Genomic DNA, 16,145 nt, shown 5'->3' on the forward strand with positions numbered 1-16,145 from the left:
TCTATTCCGTCGGCTCGGCCGCGAAGCTTTCCTCTATCCAGCCGCCGCCGAGTACGCGCGTGGGTTCGGCTGCATCATAGAGCACCGCCGCCTGGCCGGGCGCAACGCCATATTCGGGCGCGGCGAAGACCAGCCGGTCGCCGTTCATCTGCGCCGGCACGGGCTTCGCCATGCTGCGCACCTTTGCCAGAACCGGGCGACGATCGACCTCGGCAAGCCAGTTCGCTTCGCCGATCCGCGCGCCTGCGACGGCCAGCGCGCGGCGCGGCCCCACGATGACGCGCTTTGTCGCCGCATCGAGGCGTATGACATAAAGCGGTTCGGTCTGCCCGCCGATGTCGATGCCGCGGCGTTGGCCGACCGTATAATGGATAAGCCCCTTGTGAGCGCCCAGCACCGTGCCGTCGATATGCACGATCTCGCCGCGATCTTCCGCCTCCGGACGCAGCTTGCGCACCAGCGTCGTATAGTCGCCGTCGGGGACGAAACAGATATCCTGGCTGTCGGGTTTGCCCGCGACGCCAAGGCCAAGATCTCGGGCGATTTCGCGCACCACGCTCTTTTCGAGCCCGCCGAGCGGGAAACGCAGAAAGTCGAGCTGCTCCTGCGTGGTGGCGAAGAGGAAATAGCTTTGGTCGCGGGCGGGATCGACCGCCCGGTGCAGCTCGGCACCGGCCGACCCCATGATGCGGCGGACATAATGGCCGGTCGCAAGGCAATCGGCACCCAGATCTCGCGCGAGCTGGAAAAGATCGGTGAATTTCACACCCATGTTGCAACGGACGCACGGGATCGGAGTCCGGCCCGCGAGATATTCGTCGGCGAACTGATCGATCACCGTATCGCGGAAGCGGCTTTCATGGTCGTGGACATAATGGGCGAAGCCAAGCCGGTCGGCGACCGCGCGGGCGTCACGAATATCCTGCCCCGCGCAGCAAGCCCCGACGCGCTTGGCCTTGGCGCCATGGTCGTAAAGTTGCAGCGTCACGCCGATCACCTCGGCGCCCGACCGCGCGGCAAGCGCGGCGACGACGCTCGAATCGACTCCGCCCGACATCGCGACCACGATTCGCCGATCCTTTAACGGACCGGCGAGCTGGAAGTCGGCCTGGGCGAGGCCCGCGGGTGAAATTACGGTTGCCATGATGCGCGCCATCTAGGGAGCGATCAGGCAAAATGCCAGCTTTTCCGCGGCGGGTGTCAAGATATTGACGCGAGTTAAGCTTCGCTAACAAGCGATGAAATGGGCATTTACTGGACCTTAGGCCGCACGCGCTAGACAGGCAGCATGAACTTGCTTCCCTCCGACCTTCCGCATCCAGCCGATGCGACGAGCCTGTCGAAGCCCGGCTTCGACATTTTGCTCGCGGTGTCGCGGGCGCGGCAGGCAGCGCTTCCGACCGTTCGCTTGCTGCGCGAGCGCGAGACCGACGAATCGCATGCCGCAGCGGTCGGCGCGGTGCGCGAAATGCTGGGCGGCGGGGTGCAGGCACTGGACGACGGAATGCTTCGTCCCGCGCGCTTCTTCGACTTGTCCGACGAAGCGAACGGGCTGCCCGAAACTGTGAACAGCGCGTTTACCAGAGGGTTTCAGCCGATGTTGAACCCCTCTTCTATAAAAGCACGGACGTCGGCTTTGCCGATCCCCCACGACGAAGATTTTATGGAATGAGCATGATCGAGAATCAGAAAATCCGGCCCGCCCAGGTCATCGGCCCCCTTGGGGAACCGCTGACGCTGGACAGTCTGCCGCCTGCGAACACCACGCGCTGGGTCGTTCGCCGCAAGGCGGAAGTGGTTGCAGCCGTCAATGGCGGCCTGTTGACCGTGGACGAAGCGTGCGAGCGCTATTCGCTGACGCTCGAGGAGTTTGCCGGCTGGCAGCGGTCGATCGACCGCAGCGGCATGCCGGGCCTGCGCGTCACGCGTATCCAGCACTACCGCGATCTTTACGAGCGCCAGCAGCGCTTCTGATCGCATCGCGTGCGATACATGATGAAGGGGGCGCCTGCGGGCGCCCCCTTTTTTGCGTCGGAGCGGGACAGGAGCGGCGTGGAATCAAAAAATAGCATTGCGAAAGCATAGGCTTGCAAATTTTGTTGCAACCGATGCCAGCGGCGCGGCGTTGCCCCCCCTGTAACAAGGGAGAACTGTTATAATGCGCAAGATTGCTCTTACCCTCACCGCCGCTTCGGCTCTCGCGCTCGGCGCTTGCCAGAGCCCCGCCGCCGACAGTGTCGAGGATCAGGCCGAATCGCGGGCCGACGCCATTGATGATCAGGCCGACACCATGCCCGATGGCCCCGCCAAGGAAGCCATGGAAAACAAGGCCGACCGGGTCGAAGAAATGGGCGAGGAAAAAGCCAACGCGATGGACGACAATGGCGAGGTTGCCCCGTCCGAAACCGGCGTCGGCGACACGCAGAAGAAGTAAGACTGTCCCCGACCTGCGCCCCCCGCGGGTCACGGACAGCCTGGAAAGGGCGCCAGCGCATGCCGCTGGCGCCCTTTCGCTTGTTCGCGACATAAAAGATTGGCCCCTGTGACGCCGGTCACGGTGACGTCATGGCAGCGCCGCTAGAGCGATGTGCGTGGGACACGGGAGCTCCGACACCCGCGTTCTTCACCTTCCCGCCGCCGGTCGCGACCCCCGGCGGCGGGGAGGACCACCGGCCTATCCGGCACCGAGCTGCTTCAGCACATCCTGAACCCCGCGTGCGTCCGCGTCGCTGCGCAGCGCCTCCAGCGCCGCCGCGACGTCGATCACATATTCGGCGACGCCGCGCGATTCCTCCTTGCGCGTGCCGCCCATCGCCTTGATCAGCCCCAGTGCGGCGTGATTTTCGGACAGGATATTGACGTCGAGCGTCGTCAACCCTTCGGCGAGACAATCGACGAGCAGCGCCGCGGTCATCATCCGGGCGAGGCCCTGGCCGTGAAAGGCGTCGAGGATTGCGATCGAATATTCGCCGACACGCATCTCGCCCCCGCCGGCCCCTGCCTTGTGCCGGACGGCATGAACCGCACCGATCGCCGGCTCGCCTTCGCATTCGGTGCAAATCGCGCCCCAGGCGATATGGTCGTGGCCATCGACATCGACCAGCCGCTCGATCACCGCATCGGGCATGGCCGGCGCAGGCGAAAAGAAGCGCAGATAGCGCGATTCGGCCGAGAGTTTCTGGATTCCGGCGCGGAGCAGGCCGGCGTCGTCGGGCCGGATCGTCCGCAGGCATACCGCGGTTCCGTCGTTGAGCACGCTGTGCACGACGATGTCGTCGATCGGCCTTGCGGGAGCGTGCACGCTTCGTCCTTTCCCGGCTGTCGTCGGTGTTCGGCAAGCTATCGCCGCCCGGGCCGAAAGACAATCGCTCCTGCCGGAGGGTGCAGCCCCTTATTTTTGCGTGAGAAGTTGAAAGTAGCCGGTGGCGGGCTTTGATATTCGGGGCGGCCAAAAAGCAAAAAAGGCCGGGTCGTGTATATTATGGATCTCAATCCCCTCAAAACGTCGGGGGCGGCAGCCTTTCCCGAAACGCTTGGCGGGCGGCTGGCGCAGTTGCGCAAGGCGCGGCAGCTGACGCAGCGGGATATTGCCCGCCAGCTTGGCGTTGCGGTGACGTCGGTCTGCTATTGGGAGCAGGACCGGTCGCGCCCCAAGCCGGCGCGGCTGCGCCGGCTCGCCGATGTGCTCGGCACCCCGCTTGCAGACCTGAACGGCCTCGACGGTCCGCCTCAGTCGGCGCATCTTGGCCAGTTGGTCGCGCAGGCGCGCCGCGAGATCGCCGAGGCCGCCGGCACGACGCCGGCGAAGGTCAAGATCATCATCGAGATGTAGCGCGCACCCTCAGGCGTCGTCGCCCATTCGCAGCGCCGCGATGAACGCCTCCTGCGGGATGTTGACGTTGCCATATTCGCGCATCCGCTTCTTGCCCTCCTTCTGCTTTTCGAGGAGCTTTTTCTTGCGGGTCGCGTCGCCGCCATAGCATTTGGCGGTGACGTCCTTGCGCAGCGCCGCGATGGTTTCGCGCGCGATCACCTTGCCGCCGATCGCCGCCTGGATCGGGATCTTGAACATGTGGCGCGGGATCAGATCCTTGAGCCGCTCGCACATCCCGCGCCCGCGTGCCTCGGCGCTGCCCCGGTGGACGATCATGCTGAGCGCATCGACCGGCTCATTGTTGACGAGGATGCTCATCTTGACGAGATCGCCGGGGCGGTGGCCGATCTGGTGATAGTCGAACGAGGCATAGCCGCGGCTGATGCTCTTCAACCGGTCGTAGAAATCGAACACGACTTCGTTGAGCGGCAGTTCATAGGTGATCTGTGCGCGGCCGCCGACATAGGTCAGATTCTTCTGGATGCCGCGGCGGTCCTGACAGAGCTTGAGGATCGAACCCAGATATTCGTCGGGGACATAGATAACCGCCTCGATCCACGGCTCCTCGATTTCCTCGATCCGGTTCGGATCGGGCATGTCGGCCGGATTGTGGAGCTCCATCTCGGTGGGGCCGCCTTCCTTCGACCGGGTGAGCTTGAGCTTGTAGACCACCGACGGCGCCGTGGTGATCAGGTCGAGGTCATATTCGCGGGTCAGCCGCTCCTGAATGATCTCGAGGTGGAGAAGACCCAGAAAACCGCAGCGAAAGCCGAAGCCCAATGCGGCGCTCGTCTCCATTTCGAAGCTGAACGACGCATCGTTGAGCCGCAGCTTCTGGATGCTTTCGCGCAGCTTCTCGAAATCATTGGCATCGGTCGGGAAGAGGCCGCAGAAGACGACCGGCTGAACCTCCTTGAACCCCGGTAGCGGCGCCGCGGCGGGCCTTTTGGCGTCGGTGACCGTATCGCCGACACGCGCCTGCGCAACGTCCTTAATCTGTGCGGTGATGAAACCGATCTCGCCCGGGCCGATCTCGACAAGGTCGGTCCGCTTCGGGGTGAAACAGCCGACGCGGTCGATCAGATGGGTCGTCCCCGCCTGCATGAACTTGATCTGCTGACCCTTTTTCAGCACCCCGTCGACGACGCGGACGAGAATCACGACGCCGAGATAAGGGTCGTACCAGCTGTCGACGAGCATCGCGACGAGCGGCGCCGCGGCATCGCCCTTCGGCGGCGGAATCCTGGCGACGATGGCTTCGAGCGTTTCTTCGATGCCGATCCCCGACTTGGCGCTGGCCAGCACCGCATCGTCGGCGGGCAGGCCGATGATATCCTCGATCTCCGCCTTCACCTTGTCGGTGTCGGCGGCGGGCAGGTCGATCTTGTTGATGACCGGCACGATTTCATGGTCATGCTCGATCGACTGATAGACGTTGGCGAGTGTCTGCGCCTCGACCCCCTGCGCCGCGTCGACGACGAGCAGCGCGCCCTCGCACGCCGCCAGGCTGCGCGAGACTTCATAGGCGAAGTCGACGTGGCCGGGCGTGTCCATCAGATTGAGCTGATAGGTTTCGCCGTCGTGCGCCTTGTACGTCAGGCGCACCGTCTGCGCCTTGATCGTGATCCCGCGCTCCTTCTCGATGTCCATATTGTCGAGAACCTGCGCCGACATTTCGCGCTCGGTCAGCCCGCCAGTGAACTGGATCAGCCGGTCGGCGAGCGTCGACTTGCCATGGTCGATATGCGCGATGATCGAGAAATTACGGATATGCGAGAGAGGAGTCGTCATCGCGCGCCGTTAGCAGGGGAATTGCGCGCTGTCAGCACCGCCGCGCAGCCGCGCGCAGCCACCGGCGCGAAAGGCGCAGAAAAGCGTGTAACTTCACACGCGATTGCAGCGCTCGCAGCGTCCCGAAGGCGCCGCAGGACCGGGCGATGCCCGCGGCGCGGTGCCATTCGAAAAATGGCGGAAAATTGCGCTACTTCACGCGCGATTGCACCGGGCAGGCCGTTTCGGGGCGGAGACGCTGCGGCAGTGCGTAGGGCGCGAAGCCGCAGCCGCCGCGATGGTCGCGCAGGAAAGGATGGCACGGAAGGCATGCGGCGAGGCTGACACGCCGGAACAATGCAGGAAAGCGATTTCAGGCCGCCGGGTGCGGCGGTTCAGCCCGTCGTGCCGCGGTTCAGGCGGTGCAAAGTGCTGAGCGCGGCTTCGAGCGCGAAGTCGATTTCTTCGTCGGCATCTTCGTTGGCGGCGACATCGGGCACCGGGACTGCGGCGGTTGCCGTCCTGGTTTCGCGGCGCCGGGCGAGCCCTGCCTCGAAGCGCGCAACCATCGCGCCGAGCGATTTGTCGGCGGGATCGGGCATCGCCGGTCCAGCAATCTTCGCGGGCTGAAGCCAGGGTTCGTCACCGGGTGTTTCAACCTCGACGGGCGCAAGATCGGCGAGGATCAGTTCATCCTCTTCGTCCGGCGCAGCGTCGGCTGCGGGCGGCGTGTAGGGTGCCACGGCCGCTTCGACGATCTCGACAGCGTCCACATCCTCGACGACATCGGCACCGGCGAGCGCGTCGGGTTCATATTCAAGAAGATAGTCCGCCGCGACCTCGGGCGCCGCATCGACCGGCCCCAGCCCCTGTTCGGGAAGGTCGCGTCCGGCGCGCAGCGGCGCGCGCGGCAGATCATCGGGGTGGAGGTCGGCGCGGCGGCGCACCGGAATATCATCGTCGACAGCCTCCTGGCGGCGGCGCAGACGGCGCCCGAGCGCGGCAAGGCCCGACGCCTCGGGCTCGGCGATCAGCAGCGCGACAAAGGCCGCAACCAGCGCGGCGACAAGCGCCATGCCAAGCGCCAGCGCGAGACGGGCGCCATTGCCGACCGGCGGCACGAACAGGTCCGACAGACGGTCGAGATAGAGATTCCAGCCAATGCCGAATACCCAGGCCATCGGCATGATCGCGGCGAAGAGGAAGGTCAGCGCCGCGGCGCCGATGACCGCCGGCATCGCCGGGCGGAGCGCGCGCATCCAGGCGGCGGCGCGGGCCTTGCGATGCGAAACCTTGTCGGAGCCGTCGGCGCTATCGTCCATATCGTCCAAATCCGTCGCTCCCGAAGAGGAGCCTGTCCTATATCATCAAGCCGCGAGCGATGCAGCGCCGCGGCGCAACAATCTCTGGTAAACGGGCTCGTAACGCAAAATGTTTGACGACCAGTTACGATCGGCCTCGACGAACGCCCGCGCGGTCCGGCGGCGTTCATCCCAGATGTCGCGATCGCGCAGCAGCCCGGCAAGGGCCGCGGCGATTGCCGGTGGGTCGTCGGGCGCGAACAGCGTGCCCGTGACGCCGTCGGCGATCAGTTCACGGTGGCCGCCGACATCGGATGCGGCGACGAGCTTGCCCTGCGCCATTGCCTCAAGCGGTTTCAGCGGCGTGACGAGATCGGTAAGCCGCATCTTCTTGCGCGGATAGGCCAGGATGTCGATCAGCGAATAATAGCGCTCGACCGCCTGGTGCGGCACCCGTCCGACGAACAGGATGCGGTCGGCGACGGGCGACGCCGCGGCCTGGGCCTTGAGCGCCGCCTCCATCGGCCCGCCGCCGACGAGCAGCAGCCGCGCGCCGGGTTCGGCAGCGACGAGCGCGGGCATCGCGGCGATCAGATCGTCGATCCCCTCATAATCATAGAAGCTGCCGATGAAGCCGATCACCGCGTCGCCCGGCATGAGGCCGAGGTCGGCGGCGAGCGCATCGTCGCGCGGCGGCGGGTCGCCGAACAGGTCAAGGTCGACGCCGTTGGGCGACACGACGATCTTGGCGGGATCCACCCCGCGCGCGATGAGGTCGCCGCGCAGCCCTTCGCAGATCACCGCGACGGCGTCGGCGGCGCGGACGGCATGACTTTCGAGCTGACGGGTCAGAAAATAGCGCGCGCTGCCCTCGCGGCCCGTGCCGTTACCGACCGCGGCATCCTCCCAGAAGGCGCGAATTTCGTAGATCACCGGAATTCCGAGCCGTTTGCCGACGCGCAGCGCCGCGAGCCCGTCGAGGACCGGTGAGTGGGCGTGGAGCAGATCGGGGCGCCATTCGTCGACCAGCGCCGCGACGCGGTCCGCCAGCGCGCCGATTTCGCGCCATTCGCGCCACGGCGAGCGCGCGGGCGCGATCGGCGGCGTGCGATAGAAGGTCAGCCCGTCGACTGTTTCGACGGGCGGTCCGGGGTCGGGATGGCGGACCCCCGTCACCCCAGCGACCGCCCACCCCTTCGCCGCCTGCGCCTTCATCAGCGCCCGGGTACGAAAGGTGTAGCCGCTGTGCGCCGGCAGGCTATGGTCAAGGACGTGCAGGATCCGGGTCATCGGCCAAGCCTTTGCCATACAAGCCTTAACGCCGCGTCAACCCCGATCGGGTAATGCCGCCGAAACGGGCCTGCGGGCCGGAGGGGAAGCCAGGTGCGCAGCAGATGATCGACAATTTTGCGATTGCCCTGACGCATGTGCTGATGGCGATCGCCCTCTGGCGCCTGCTGCACCGCGACGACCTCGACCGTGAGGTCGGCCCGCGCATGCTGTGGCAGCAACAGCGCGACGCCGAACGCATGGCGGCGATGGCGGCCGAGGCCGCGGAGGATCGCCGATCCGATGCGTGACCTTGCCTTCGTCGCCTTTCTGTTCGCCTTCATCGGGGTCGGCTTTCGCAAGCCGTTCCTGTTCGTGCTGTGCTTTTGCTACATCGACATCGTCGCACCGCAGCGGCTCAGCTATTTCCTGATCAATTCGATTCCGATCTCGCTGATCGTCTTCATCCTCGCGATCATCGGCTGGCTCGCCTTCGACGACAAGCGCGACACGCGCTGGTCGGGGCGGCAGACGTTGATGCTAATCCTGCTCTTTTATTGCTGGATGACGACGATGAGCGCCGACTTTCCGGTCGAGGCGCTCGATAAATGGGGATGGGTTTGGAAGGCGCTGGTCTGGGCGATCTTCCTGCCGCTGACGCTGCGCACGAAGCTGCGCATCGAATCGCTGTTGCTCTTCATGCTGCTGTCGGCCGCGACGATCGCGATCGCGGGCGGGATCAAGACCGCGGCGGGCGGCGGCGGCTATGGCGAACTGCAACTGCTGCTGTCCGAAAATTACGGCCTGTACGAAGGCAGCACCATGTCGACGGTCGCGGTGTCGATCATCCCCGCGATCCTGTGGTTCCGCCGCCACGGCACCGTCTTTCCGCCCGACTGGCGCGTCTCGCTGTTCTGCTTCGCGCTCTGCTTTGCCTGCATGCTGCTGCCGGTCGGGACGCAGGCGCGCACGGGGCTGATCTGCCTCGGCGTGCTCGCGCTGCTGTCGCTGCGCGCGGTCAAGCACCGGCTGCTATATATCATGGGGGCGGTGCTGCTCGTCGCCGCGGCGATCCCCTTCCTGCCGCAAAGCTATACCCAGCGCATGGAAACGCTGCAGGATTATCGCACCGACCAGTCGGCATCGACGCGCGTCGCGGTGTGGGCGTGGACGTGGGACTATGCGAAGGACCATCCGTTCGGCGGCGGGTTCGAGGCCTATATGCAGAACCGCCTGCGCGTCGAAACCACCGGGTCGAACGCCGATGCGGGTCGTCCGGGCGCGGGCGATCCGGTGATCCATGACGAACAGTCGCGCGCCTATCATTCGGCCTATTTCGAAATGCTGGGCGAACAGGGCTATCCCGGCACGCTGCTGTGGCTGCTGCTCCACATCACCGGCATCGTCCAGATGGAGCGGGTGCGCCGCCGTTACCTCAAGACACGCCGCGCCGAGGAGCAATGGATCGCGCCGCTCGCGACCGCGCTCCAGCACGGCCATATCGTCTATATGGTCGGGTCGCTGTTCGTCGGAATCGCGTTCCAGCCTTTCATCTACATGATGCTGGCGCTCGAAATCGGGCTGTCGACCTATTGCCGCCGCCGCGAGCAGGAATCGGGACGCAACTGGATGCGGCCGCGCGCGCAGGGATTTGCCGCATGATCGCGGCGCAAAAGCCCCGCATGCTGCCGACGCTGACCGGGGTGCGCGGCTTTGCGGCGCTCGCGGTGCTGTTCTATCATATCCGGGGCGGCATGGCGGGCTATCTGCACGGCGCGGTCATCGACGGTTTCGCGCACGGCTATCTTGCGGTCGATCTCTTCTTCGTCCTGTCGGGCTTCGTGCTGTGGTGGAATTACGGTCCGGCGTTCGTTGCCGAGGGGACGCGCGCCGCGCCGCGCTTTCTGGTCCGCCGCATCGCGCGTATCTTTCCGCTGCATCTCGCGATCCTGGCGGCGATGGCGCTGTTCGCGGTCGCGCTGCTCGCCAGCGGGCGCGATCCGGGGCCGCATTACGGCTTTGCCACGCTGCCCGCGCACGCGCTGCTGGTCCAGAATTGGGGCTTCACCGCCGATCTGCGCTGGAACGACCCGGCCTGGTCGATCTCGACCGAATGGGCGGCCTATCTGCTGCTCGCCGCGACCGGCGGCTGGGCGGCGCGATTGCCCGCGGGGCGGTGGAGCTTTCCGCTCTTCGCGCTGCTGCTCGCGGCAGCGCTCGGCGGCTGGTTCGCCGCGACGGGGCGCGCGGGGATCGGCGACGATATCGCGGCGACCGGCCTCGTCCGCTGCCTCGCCGAATTCTTCCTCGGGGTCGCGCTCTGCCAGTGGTGGACGGCGCAGCGCGCGCGCGGCGACGGGAGCCGGGTCATATATGCGACCGCGGCGATCTTCGCGCTGCTCGCGGCGCTGATCCTGTTCGCCGGCCTGCCCCAGCCTGCGGCGATCCCGCTGGCGATGGCGGCGGTCGTCATCACCGCGCTCCAGGCGTCGCTCGCACCGCATCCGCTGCTGTCGGGACGGCTCGCCCAGTGGCTCGGCGACATCAGCTACGCTGTCTATCTGTCGCACTTCTTCCTGTGGATCCTGTTCAAGCTGGTCCTTGTCGACGATCCGGCGATGGTCGCGCCGATAAAGATCGCCGCCTTCGTCGCGCTGACGCTCGCCGTCTCACACCTGCTCCACCGCTGGCTGGAAGTCCCGGCGCGGCGGATCGTCCAGCGCGGCGGCGACGCTCTCTTGTCGCGGCTGGCGGCCGGGCGGCAGGCGCAAACCCGCCAAAGCTGACGCCTGCCCGCTGCGCCGGCGGAGGGAACCATCGCCCGGCCAGGACGCTTAACAAGGCATGCCGTCGCCGCGTGCCGCCCCCCGCCTGATCCATGTCGACGACAGCCTGCCCGGCATCCGCCGCGAACGGGCCGCATCGGGCTGGCGCTATCGCGACGCCGCGGGCAAGGTGATCCGCGACCGCGCCGAGATCGAGCGCCTCAACGCGATCGCGCTGCCCCCCGCCTATGAGGATGCCTGGTTCTGCCCGGCCGCGAACGGGCATATCCTTGCGACCGGCTATGACGCGCGCGGGCGCAAGCAATATCGCTACCACCCCGATTTCCGGGCCGCGCGCGAGGCGGACAAATATGATCGCTGCGCCAGCTTCGGCCAGGCCCTGCCGCTGCTCCGCGCGCGGCTGGAAAGCGATTTGCGCCGCCGATCGCTGTGCGCGGATCGCGTCGTCGCGGCCGTCGTCCGCCTGCTCGACCTCGCCGCGCTGCGCGTCGGCAACGAACAATATGTCGCCGCAAACAAGAGCTTCGGCGCGACGACGCTGCGCCGGCGTCACGCGCGACTGGAGGGGCAGCGCCTCCGGCTCCGCTACCGCGCCAAGGGCGGCGCGCGGCGCGAGGTGACGATCAGCGACCGCAGCCTGGCGACCCTGGTGCGCCGGTTGCAGGACCTGCCCGGCCAGCATCTTTTCCAATATGAGGATGCGGATGGCCCGTGCGCGGTCGGGTCCGACGAGGTCAACGCCTATATCCGCGAGGCGATGGGCGCCGATTTCAGCGCCAAGCATTTCCGCACCTGGTGGGCGAGCGTCGAGGCGTTCGCCTGTCTGTACGACGCCGAAGAGCCACCCTCGCTCAAGGCGATGCTGACGCGCGTCTCCGACCGGCTCGGCAACACGCCCGCCGTTGCGCGGCGCGCCTATGTCCACCCGGCGATGATCGCCGCTGCGCAGGATCGCGGAGATTTTGCCGCGGTCGCGGGGCGCCTGCCGCGCGCGACCAAATATCTTTCGCGTTACGAACGCGGATTTTTGACCTATCTGGAGCGCGCGCCCGATGCCGGCGCGCTGCTCCGTTCCGCCTGACCGACCGACCAGACCAAGAGGACCGACGTGACTTTGCCTTTCCTTGCCACCGCGACCGCCAACCCCGCCGCGCAGATCCGCGCCTGGTGGACCAGCAGCGTCGCGTGGGTCGATACGCACTGGCTGCAGATCGGCATCGCGATCGGCGCCGGGCTCCTCATCTATTTTGCGCTGTCGCTGATCCGCGGTTTCGCGCTCAAGAAAGCGCAGTCGGCGCCGGGGCAATTCACGCTGACCGACATTGTCGGGCGGGTGATCCACAAGACCAAGTCGCTGGTGCTGGCGATCGTCTCGGTCCGACTGGTCGCGGCATCGGCCAATCCGCCGGTCGTCGTCCTGCATATCATCCAGTTGGTCTTCACCGTCGCGGTGGTGCTGCAAGTCGCGATCTGGGCGCGCGAGATCGTCCTCGGGCTGATCCAGCGCCGCGCCGCCGATGGGCATAACGAGACGCTGGTCAACGCGATGGGCATCATCCGCCTGCTCATCAGCATCGCGCTGTTCGCGGTCGCGGCGATCGTCATCCTCGACAATATGGGGGTCAATGTCACCGGCCTGATCGCCGGCCTGGGCATCGGCGGCATCGCGATCGGCCTTGCCGCGCAGGGCATTTTTTCCGACCTGTTCGCGTCGCTGTCGATCATCTTCGACCGGCCTTTCCGCGTCGGCGAAGCGATCAAATATGACAATAGCGTCGCGACCGTCGAGCGCATCGGGCTGAAAAGCACGCATCTGCGGTCGGTCAACGGCGAGCTGCTGGTCATTTCCAACACCAATTTGCTATCGAAGGAAATCACCAACTATGCCCATCTCGAACGCCGCCGCGTCCAGTTCGCGATCGGTGTAATCTATCAGACCACGCCCGCGATGCTGCGCGCGCTGCCCGACCTGCTGAAGGCGCAGGTCGAAGCCGAGGGGCATGAGTTCATCCGGTCGAGTTTCATCGGCTTCGGCGCCTCTAGCCTCGACTTCGAACTGGTCGCCGACATTCCGAGCGCAGACTATAACGAGGTCATCGCGGCCCGCACCGCGATCGGCATCCGCGTCTTCGAAGAGATGACCAACGCCGGCTACGACTTCGCCTATCCGACGCAGACGACCTTCACCGCGGCGCCCGACGGGACGATGATTCTCCCCTATGCCGAAAGCGTCACGATGAAGACGCCGAAGTCCGCACAGTCCTGACGCTACGGCGCCGTAGCGCAAAGCCCTAGGCTCTTGTGCTACCCCGCCCCGCGGGCCTAGAACGCGCCCCTCGACAGACATAGAGGGGATAAAGGATGAGCGCGATGACGCCGCAGGAAATGAAGGAACTGGTCGGCAAGCCGCTCGGCACGTCGGAATGGGTGCTGGTCGATCAGGAGATGATCAACAAGTTCGCCGACGCGACCGGCGATCATCAGTTCATCCATATCGACGAAGAAAAGGCTAAGCTGACGCCCTTCGGCGGCACCATCGCGCACGGCTTTCTGACCCTCTCTCTTTTCCCCATGTTGATGGCCAAATCCGACTGCCCGCGCCCCGCAGGCGTCAAGATGGGCGTCAACTATGGCGGCAACAAAGTGCGCTTCCTTGCCCCCGTGCGCTCGGGCAAGCGCGTGCGCGGCCATTTCAAGCTGCTCGAGCTCGACGAAAAGCGTCCGGGCCAGTGGCAGCAGACGCTGGAATTCACGGTTGAGATCGAGGGCGAAGAAAAGCCCGCGCTGATGGCCGAATGGATCAGCCAGTTCTTCGTCTGACATATAAACCGGCATTCCGGCCGAACCTCCCCCGAAAAGACAACCGGAACCAAGCAGAAGGAAGTTTATCATGCGTGACGCCGTCATCGTTTCCACCGCCCGCACCCCGCTGACCAAGGCGGCGCGCGGATCGTTCAACAACACGACCTCGCCGACGCTGGGCGCCTATTCGGTCGCCGCCGCGGTCGAACGCGCCGGGGTTGAAGGAGGCGAGATCGACGACGTCCTGTTCGGCGCCGCAATGCAGCAGGGATCGCAGACGATGAACGTCGCGCGCCTAATCGGCCTGCGCGCCGGCCTGCCCGTCACCGTCCCCGGCATGTCGATCGACCGCCAGTGCTCGTCGGGCCTGATGACGATTGCGACCGCCGCGAAGCAGATCATCGTCGACCGCCAGGACATTTGCGTCGCCGGCGGCGTCGAAAGCATCTCGAAAGTCAGCGGCAGCGGCAAGACCTTCTTCGAGGCCGACCAGGAACTGCTGGCGATGCACAAAGACATCTACATGCCGATGATCGGCACGGCAGAAGTCGTTGCAAAGCGTTACAATATCAGCCGTGAAGCGCAGGACGAATATTCGCTCCAGTCGCAGCAGCGCACCGCCGCGGCCCAGGCCGCTGGCAAGTTCGACGACGAAATCGTCCCCTGCAAGGCGACGATGGCGGTGGTGAACAAGGAAACGAAGGAAGTCACCTTCAAGGATGTCGTCGCCGACAAGGACGAGTGCAACCGTCCCGACACCACGCTCGAAGGTCTGCAGAGCCTGAAGCCGGTGATGGGCGAAGGCCACACGATCACGGCAGGCAACGCCAGCCAGCTTTCGGATGGCTCGTCGGCCTGCGTCGTCATGGAGGCCAAGGTCGCCGAAAAGCGCGGGCTTCAGCCGCTGGGCCGCTATGTCGGCATGGCCGTTGCCGGCACCGAGCCCGACGAAATGGGCATCGGCCCCGTTTTCGCCATCCCGAAGCTGCTCGAACGCTTCGAGCTCAAGATGGACGACATCGGCCTTTGGGAACTCAACGAAGCCTTTGCCGTGCAGGTGCTCTACTGCCGCGACAAGCTCGGCATTCCGAACGACCTGCTCAACGTCAACGGCGGTTCGATCTCGATCGGCCACCCCTTCGGCATGACCGGCGCGCGCTGCGTCGGCCACGCGCTGCTCGAAGGCAAGCGCCGCGGCGTCAAATATGCCGTCGTCACCATGTGCATCGGTGGCGGCCAGGGCGCAGCAGGCCTGTTCGAGGTCTTCTGATTTGCGGCTGAAAGCTCCGCGTGTCGAGCCGGTCGATCTCGACCGGCTCGATGCCGACCAGCGCGCGGCGCTTGAACCCTTTCTTGCCTCCGATGGCGGCAAGGTGGGCGGCGGCAGAATCCTCAATATCTTCCGCACGCTGGCGCAGGCGCCCAAGGCGCTGACCGCTTTCCTCGGCTGGGGCAATTATATCCTGTCGAAGCGCAATGCGCTTACCCCGCGGGATCGCGAGCTCGTCATCCTGCGCACCGGTTATAATTGCCGGTCGGGCTATGAATGGACGCAGCATAAGCGCATCGGACTCGACTGCGGCCTGACCGAAGACGAGATCGAGCGGATCAAGGCCGGACCCGACGCTGCGGTCTGGAGCGATATCGACCGCGCGATGCTGCGCGCGACCGACGAGTTGACCGCGAACCATTTCGTTGCCGACGCGACCTGGGCGGCGCTGGCGCCGCTCGGCGACAAGGGACGCATGGATCTGGTGATGACCGTCGGTCAGTACACACAGGTTTCGATGATGCTTAACAGCTTCGGCATCCAGGTCGAGGCGGGCTGGGAGGTCGATCCCGACCTGCACGCCTAACCATTTGAGCCTGACTATTTTCTGGGGAGAGACGATATGAGCGGAATCGGCATTATCGCCACGCTGCGCGTGCAGCCGGGCAAGGAAGCGGAATTCGAAGGCGTGTTTGCGGAGCTGGCCCCCGCGGTGCGCGCGAACGAGAAGGGTAACAGCTTCTACAAGCTCTTCCGTACCGCGGAAGCCGGCGTTTACAAGGTGCTCGAATGCTATGACGACGAGGCCGCGGTCGCCGCGCACCGCGCGTCGGACCATTTCCGCACCCTCGGCGCGAAACTCGGCCCCTGCCTCGCCGGAGCACCTGAAATCGAAAGCCTGCCGGGGGTCTGATCGCTCAGGGTCAGAGCGTCAGCCATCGTTCGCAATCGTCCCTGACCCGCGCATCGGCGTCGCGCCGGCCGAGCTCGAGCGCCGCCGTTCGCCCCCTTATCGTCTGCGACAGCAGCGAGCGCGGCGATGGCGCTGGCGCGCGCCCGCGGAACCGGATGGC

Annotated in this window: 18 protein-coding genes; 13 read left to right on the plus strand and 5 right to left on the minus strand. The window is 65.7% G+C overall.

What is annotated here, in order from left to right; all coding sequences use genetic code 11:
• Position 1 precedes the first annotated feature (1 nt).
• Positions 2-1,144, minus strand: a complete 1,143-nt coding sequence (gene mnmA / locus AOA14_RS03320; RefSeq protein ID WP_062902981.1) for a tRNA 2-thiouridine(34) synthase MnmA — start codon at positions 1,142-1,144, stop codon at positions 2-4.
• 144 nt (positions 1,145-1,288) lie between these two features.
• Between mnmA and AOA14_RS03325 the strand changes: the two genes are divergently transcribed.
• The 3 genes from AOA14_RS03325 (at position 1,289) to AOA14_RS03335 (ending at position 2,434) form a co-directional block, all read left to right on the plus strand.
• A complete protein-coding gene (locus AOA14_RS03325) occupies positions 1,289-1,672 on the plus strand; it encodes a hypothetical protein (RefSeq protein ID WP_062769927.1) in 384 nt (127 codons plus the stop codon).
• A gap of 2 nt (positions 1,673-1,674) precedes the next feature.
• The gene (gene sciP / locus AOA14_RS03330) at positions 1,675-1,974 is read left to right on the plus strand and encodes a CtrA inhibitor SciP (protein WP_003038785.1); all 300 of its coding nucleotides are present in this window, start codon (positions 1,675-1,677) and stop codon (positions 1,972-1,974) included.
• A gap of 184 nt (positions 1,975-2,158) precedes the next feature.
• Positions 2,159-2,434: a hypothetical protein gene (locus AOA14_RS03335; RefSeq protein WP_062900750.1), complete on the plus strand. Its 276-nt coding sequence runs from the start codon at positions 2,159-2,161 to the stop codon at positions 2,432-2,434.
• A 240-nt stretch (positions 2,435-2,674) separates the two neighbouring features.
• Here the strand turns inward: AOA14_RS03335 and AOA14_RS03340 are convergent, their stop codons facing one another.
• Complete coding sequence (locus AOA14_RS03340) at positions 2,675-3,301, minus strand: GNAT family N-acetyltransferase (RefSeq protein WP_062900751.1); 627 nt, start codon at positions 3,299-3,301, stop codon at positions 2,675-2,677.
• A 180-nt stretch (positions 3,302-3,481) separates the two neighbouring features.
• On the opposite strand from AOA14_RS03340, the gene AOA14_RS03345 reads away from it, so the two are divergent.
• Positions 3,482-3,832, plus strand: a complete 351-nt coding sequence (locus tag AOA14_RS03345; RefSeq protein WP_202988370.1) for a helix-turn-helix domain-containing protein — start codon at positions 3,482-3,484, stop codon at positions 3,830-3,832.
• A gap of 9 nt (positions 3,833-3,841) precedes the next feature.
• Here AOA14_RS03345 and lepA read toward each other — a convergent pair whose 3' ends face one another.
• From lepA to AOA14_RS03360, 3 genes are all read right to left on the minus strand, one after another.
• Positions 3,842-5,665, minus strand: a complete 1,824-nt coding sequence (lepA, locus tag AOA14_RS03350; RefSeq protein ID WP_058812482.1) for a translation elongation factor 4 — start codon at positions 5,663-5,665, stop codon at positions 3,842-3,844.
• A 374-nt stretch (positions 5,666-6,039) separates the two neighbouring features.
• The gene (locus AOA14_RS03355; protein WP_062900753.1) at positions 6,040-6,966 is read right to left on the minus strand and encodes a hypothetical protein; all 927 of its coding nucleotides are present in this window, start codon (positions 6,964-6,966) and stop codon (positions 6,040-6,042) included.
• 45 nt (positions 6,967-7,011) lie between these two features.
• Complete coding sequence (locus AOA14_RS03360) at positions 7,012-8,235, minus strand: TIGR04063 family PEP-CTERM/XrtA system glycosyltransferase (RefSeq protein WP_062902982.1); 1,224 nt, start codon at positions 8,233-8,235, stop codon at positions 7,012-7,014.
• 104 nt (positions 8,236-8,339) lie between these two features.
• Here AOA14_RS03360 and AOA14_RS03365 point away from each other — a divergent pair, with 104 nt between their 5' ends.
• The 9 genes from AOA14_RS03365 to AOA14_RS03405 all read left to right on the plus strand — a co-directional run bounded on the left by AOA14_RS03365 (position 8,340) and on the right by AOA14_RS03405 (position 15,985).
• Entirely contained in the window at positions 8,340-8,525 is a 186-nt protein-coding gene (locus tag AOA14_RS03365; protein ID WP_003038799.1) for a hypothetical protein, read from the plus strand.
• Entirely contained in the window at positions 8,518-9,876 is a 1,359-nt protein-coding gene (locus tag AOA14_RS03370) for a putative O-glycosylation ligase, exosortase A system-associated (protein WP_062900754.1), read from the plus strand. Before AOA14_RS03365 ends, AOA14_RS03370 begins: the two co-directional genes overlap by 8 nt.
• A complete protein-coding gene (locus tag AOA14_RS03375) occupies positions 9,873-11,000 on the plus strand; it encodes an acyltransferase family protein (RefSeq protein WP_062900755.1) in 1,128 nt (375 codons plus the stop codon). The genes AOA14_RS03370 and AOA14_RS03375 overlap by 4 nt, the downstream gene beginning before the upstream one ends.
• Positions 11,001-11,058: 58 nt before the next feature.
• A complete protein-coding gene (locus AOA14_RS03380; protein WP_062900756.1) occupies positions 11,059-12,081 on the plus strand; it encodes a DNA topoisomerase IB in 1,023 nt (340 codons plus the stop codon).
• 33 nt (positions 12,082-12,114) lie between these two features.
• Positions 12,115-13,266, plus strand: coding sequence for a mechanosensitive ion channel family protein (locus AOA14_RS03385; protein WP_062900757.1), 1,152 nt, complete (start codon positions 12,115-12,117; stop codon positions 13,264-13,266).
• A gap of 95 nt (positions 13,267-13,361) precedes the next feature.
• Entirely contained in the window at positions 13,362-13,820 is a 459-nt protein-coding gene (locus AOA14_RS03390) for a MaoC family dehydratase (RefSeq protein ID WP_082813397.1), read from the plus strand.
• Between the two features lie 70 nt (positions 13,821-13,890).
• Positions 13,891-15,072, plus strand: a complete 1,182-nt coding sequence (locus tag AOA14_RS03395) for an acetyl-CoA C-acyltransferase (RefSeq protein ID WP_003038814.1) — start codon at positions 13,891-13,893, stop codon at positions 15,070-15,072.
• A 1-nt stretch (position 15,073) separates the two neighbouring features.
• Positions 15,074-15,658 (plus strand): carboxymuconolactone decarboxylase family protein, encoded by a 585-nt coding sequence (locus tag AOA14_RS03400; protein ID WP_062900758.1) that lies wholly within the window; start codon positions 15,074-15,076, stop codon positions 15,656-15,658.
• Positions 15,659-15,694: 36 nt separating this feature from the next.
• Positions 15,695-15,985 (plus strand): putative quinol monooxygenase, encoded by a 291-nt coding sequence (locus tag AOA14_RS03405; RefSeq protein ID WP_062900759.1) that lies wholly within the window; start codon positions 15,695-15,697, stop codon positions 15,983-15,985.
• Positions 15,986-16,145 lie beyond the last annotated feature (160 nt).

The organism is Sphingopyxis terrae subsp. terrae NBRC 15098 (genome assembly GCF_001610975.1).
Classification (GTDB): Bacteria; Pseudomonadota; Alphaproteobacteria; order Sphingomonadales; family Sphingomonadaceae; genus Sphingopyxis; species Sphingopyxis terrae_A.

Excerpts from the sequence above, each read along its gene's own strand:
- AOA14_RS03370 (WP_062900754.1), top strand. The coding sequence starts at position 8,518 with ATGCGTGACCTTGCCTTCGTCGCCTTTCTGTTCGCCTTCATCGGGGTC.
- AOA14_RS03405 (WP_062900759.1), top strand. The coding sequence starts at position 15,695 with ATGAGCGGAATCGGCATTATCGCCACGCTGCGCGTGCAGCCGGGCAAG.
- AOA14_RS03325 (WP_062769927.1), top strand. The coding sequence starts at position 1,289 with ATGAACTTGCTTCCCTCCGACCTTCCGCATCCAGCCGATGCGACGAGC.
- AOA14_RS03360 (WP_062902982.1), bottom strand. The coding sequence starts at position 8,235 with ATGACCCGGATCCTGCACGTCCTTGACCATAGCCTGCCGGCGCACAGC.
- AOA14_RS03355 (WP_062900753.1), bottom strand. The coding sequence starts at position 6,966 with ATGGACGATAGCGCCGACGGCTCCGACAAGGTTTCGCATCGCAAGGCC.
- AOA14_RS03380 (WP_062900756.1), top strand. The coding sequence starts at position 11,059 with ATGCCGTCGCCGCGTGCCGCCCCCCGCCTGATCCATGTCGACGACAGC.
- AOA14_RS03335 (WP_062900750.1), top strand. The coding sequence starts at position 2,159 with ATGCGCAAGATTGCTCTTACCCTCACCGCCGCTTCGGCTCTCGCGCTC.
- sciP (WP_003038785.1), top strand. The coding sequence starts at position 1,675 with ATGATCGAGAATCAGAAAATCCGGCCCGCCCAGGTCATCGGCCCCCTT.
- AOA14_RS03365 (WP_003038799.1), top strand. The coding sequence starts at position 8,340 with ATGATCGACAATTTTGCGATTGCCCTGACGCATGTGCTGATGGCGATC.
- mnmA (WP_062902981.1), bottom strand. The coding sequence starts at position 1,144 with ATGGCAACCGTAATTTCACCCGCGGGCCTCGCCCAGGCCGACTTCCAG.
- AOA14_RS03345 (WP_202988370.1), top strand. The coding sequence starts at position 3,482 with ATGGATCTCAATCCCCTCAAAACGTCGGGGGCGGCAGCCTTTCCCGAA.
- AOA14_RS03375 (WP_062900755.1), top strand. The coding sequence starts at position 9,873 with ATGATCGCGGCGCAAAAGCCCCGCATGCTGCCGACGCTGACCGGGGTG.
- AOA14_RS03395 (WP_003038814.1), top strand. The coding sequence starts at position 13,891 with ATGCGTGACGCCGTCATCGTTTCCACCGCCCGCACCCCGCTGACCAAG.
- lepA (WP_058812482.1), bottom strand. The coding sequence starts at position 5,665 with ATGACGACTCCTCTCTCGCATATCCGTAATTTCTCGATCATCGCGCAT.
- AOA14_RS03390 (WP_082813397.1), top strand. The coding sequence starts at position 13,362 with ATGAGCGCGATGACGCCGCAGGAAATGAAGGAACTGGTCGGCAAGCCG.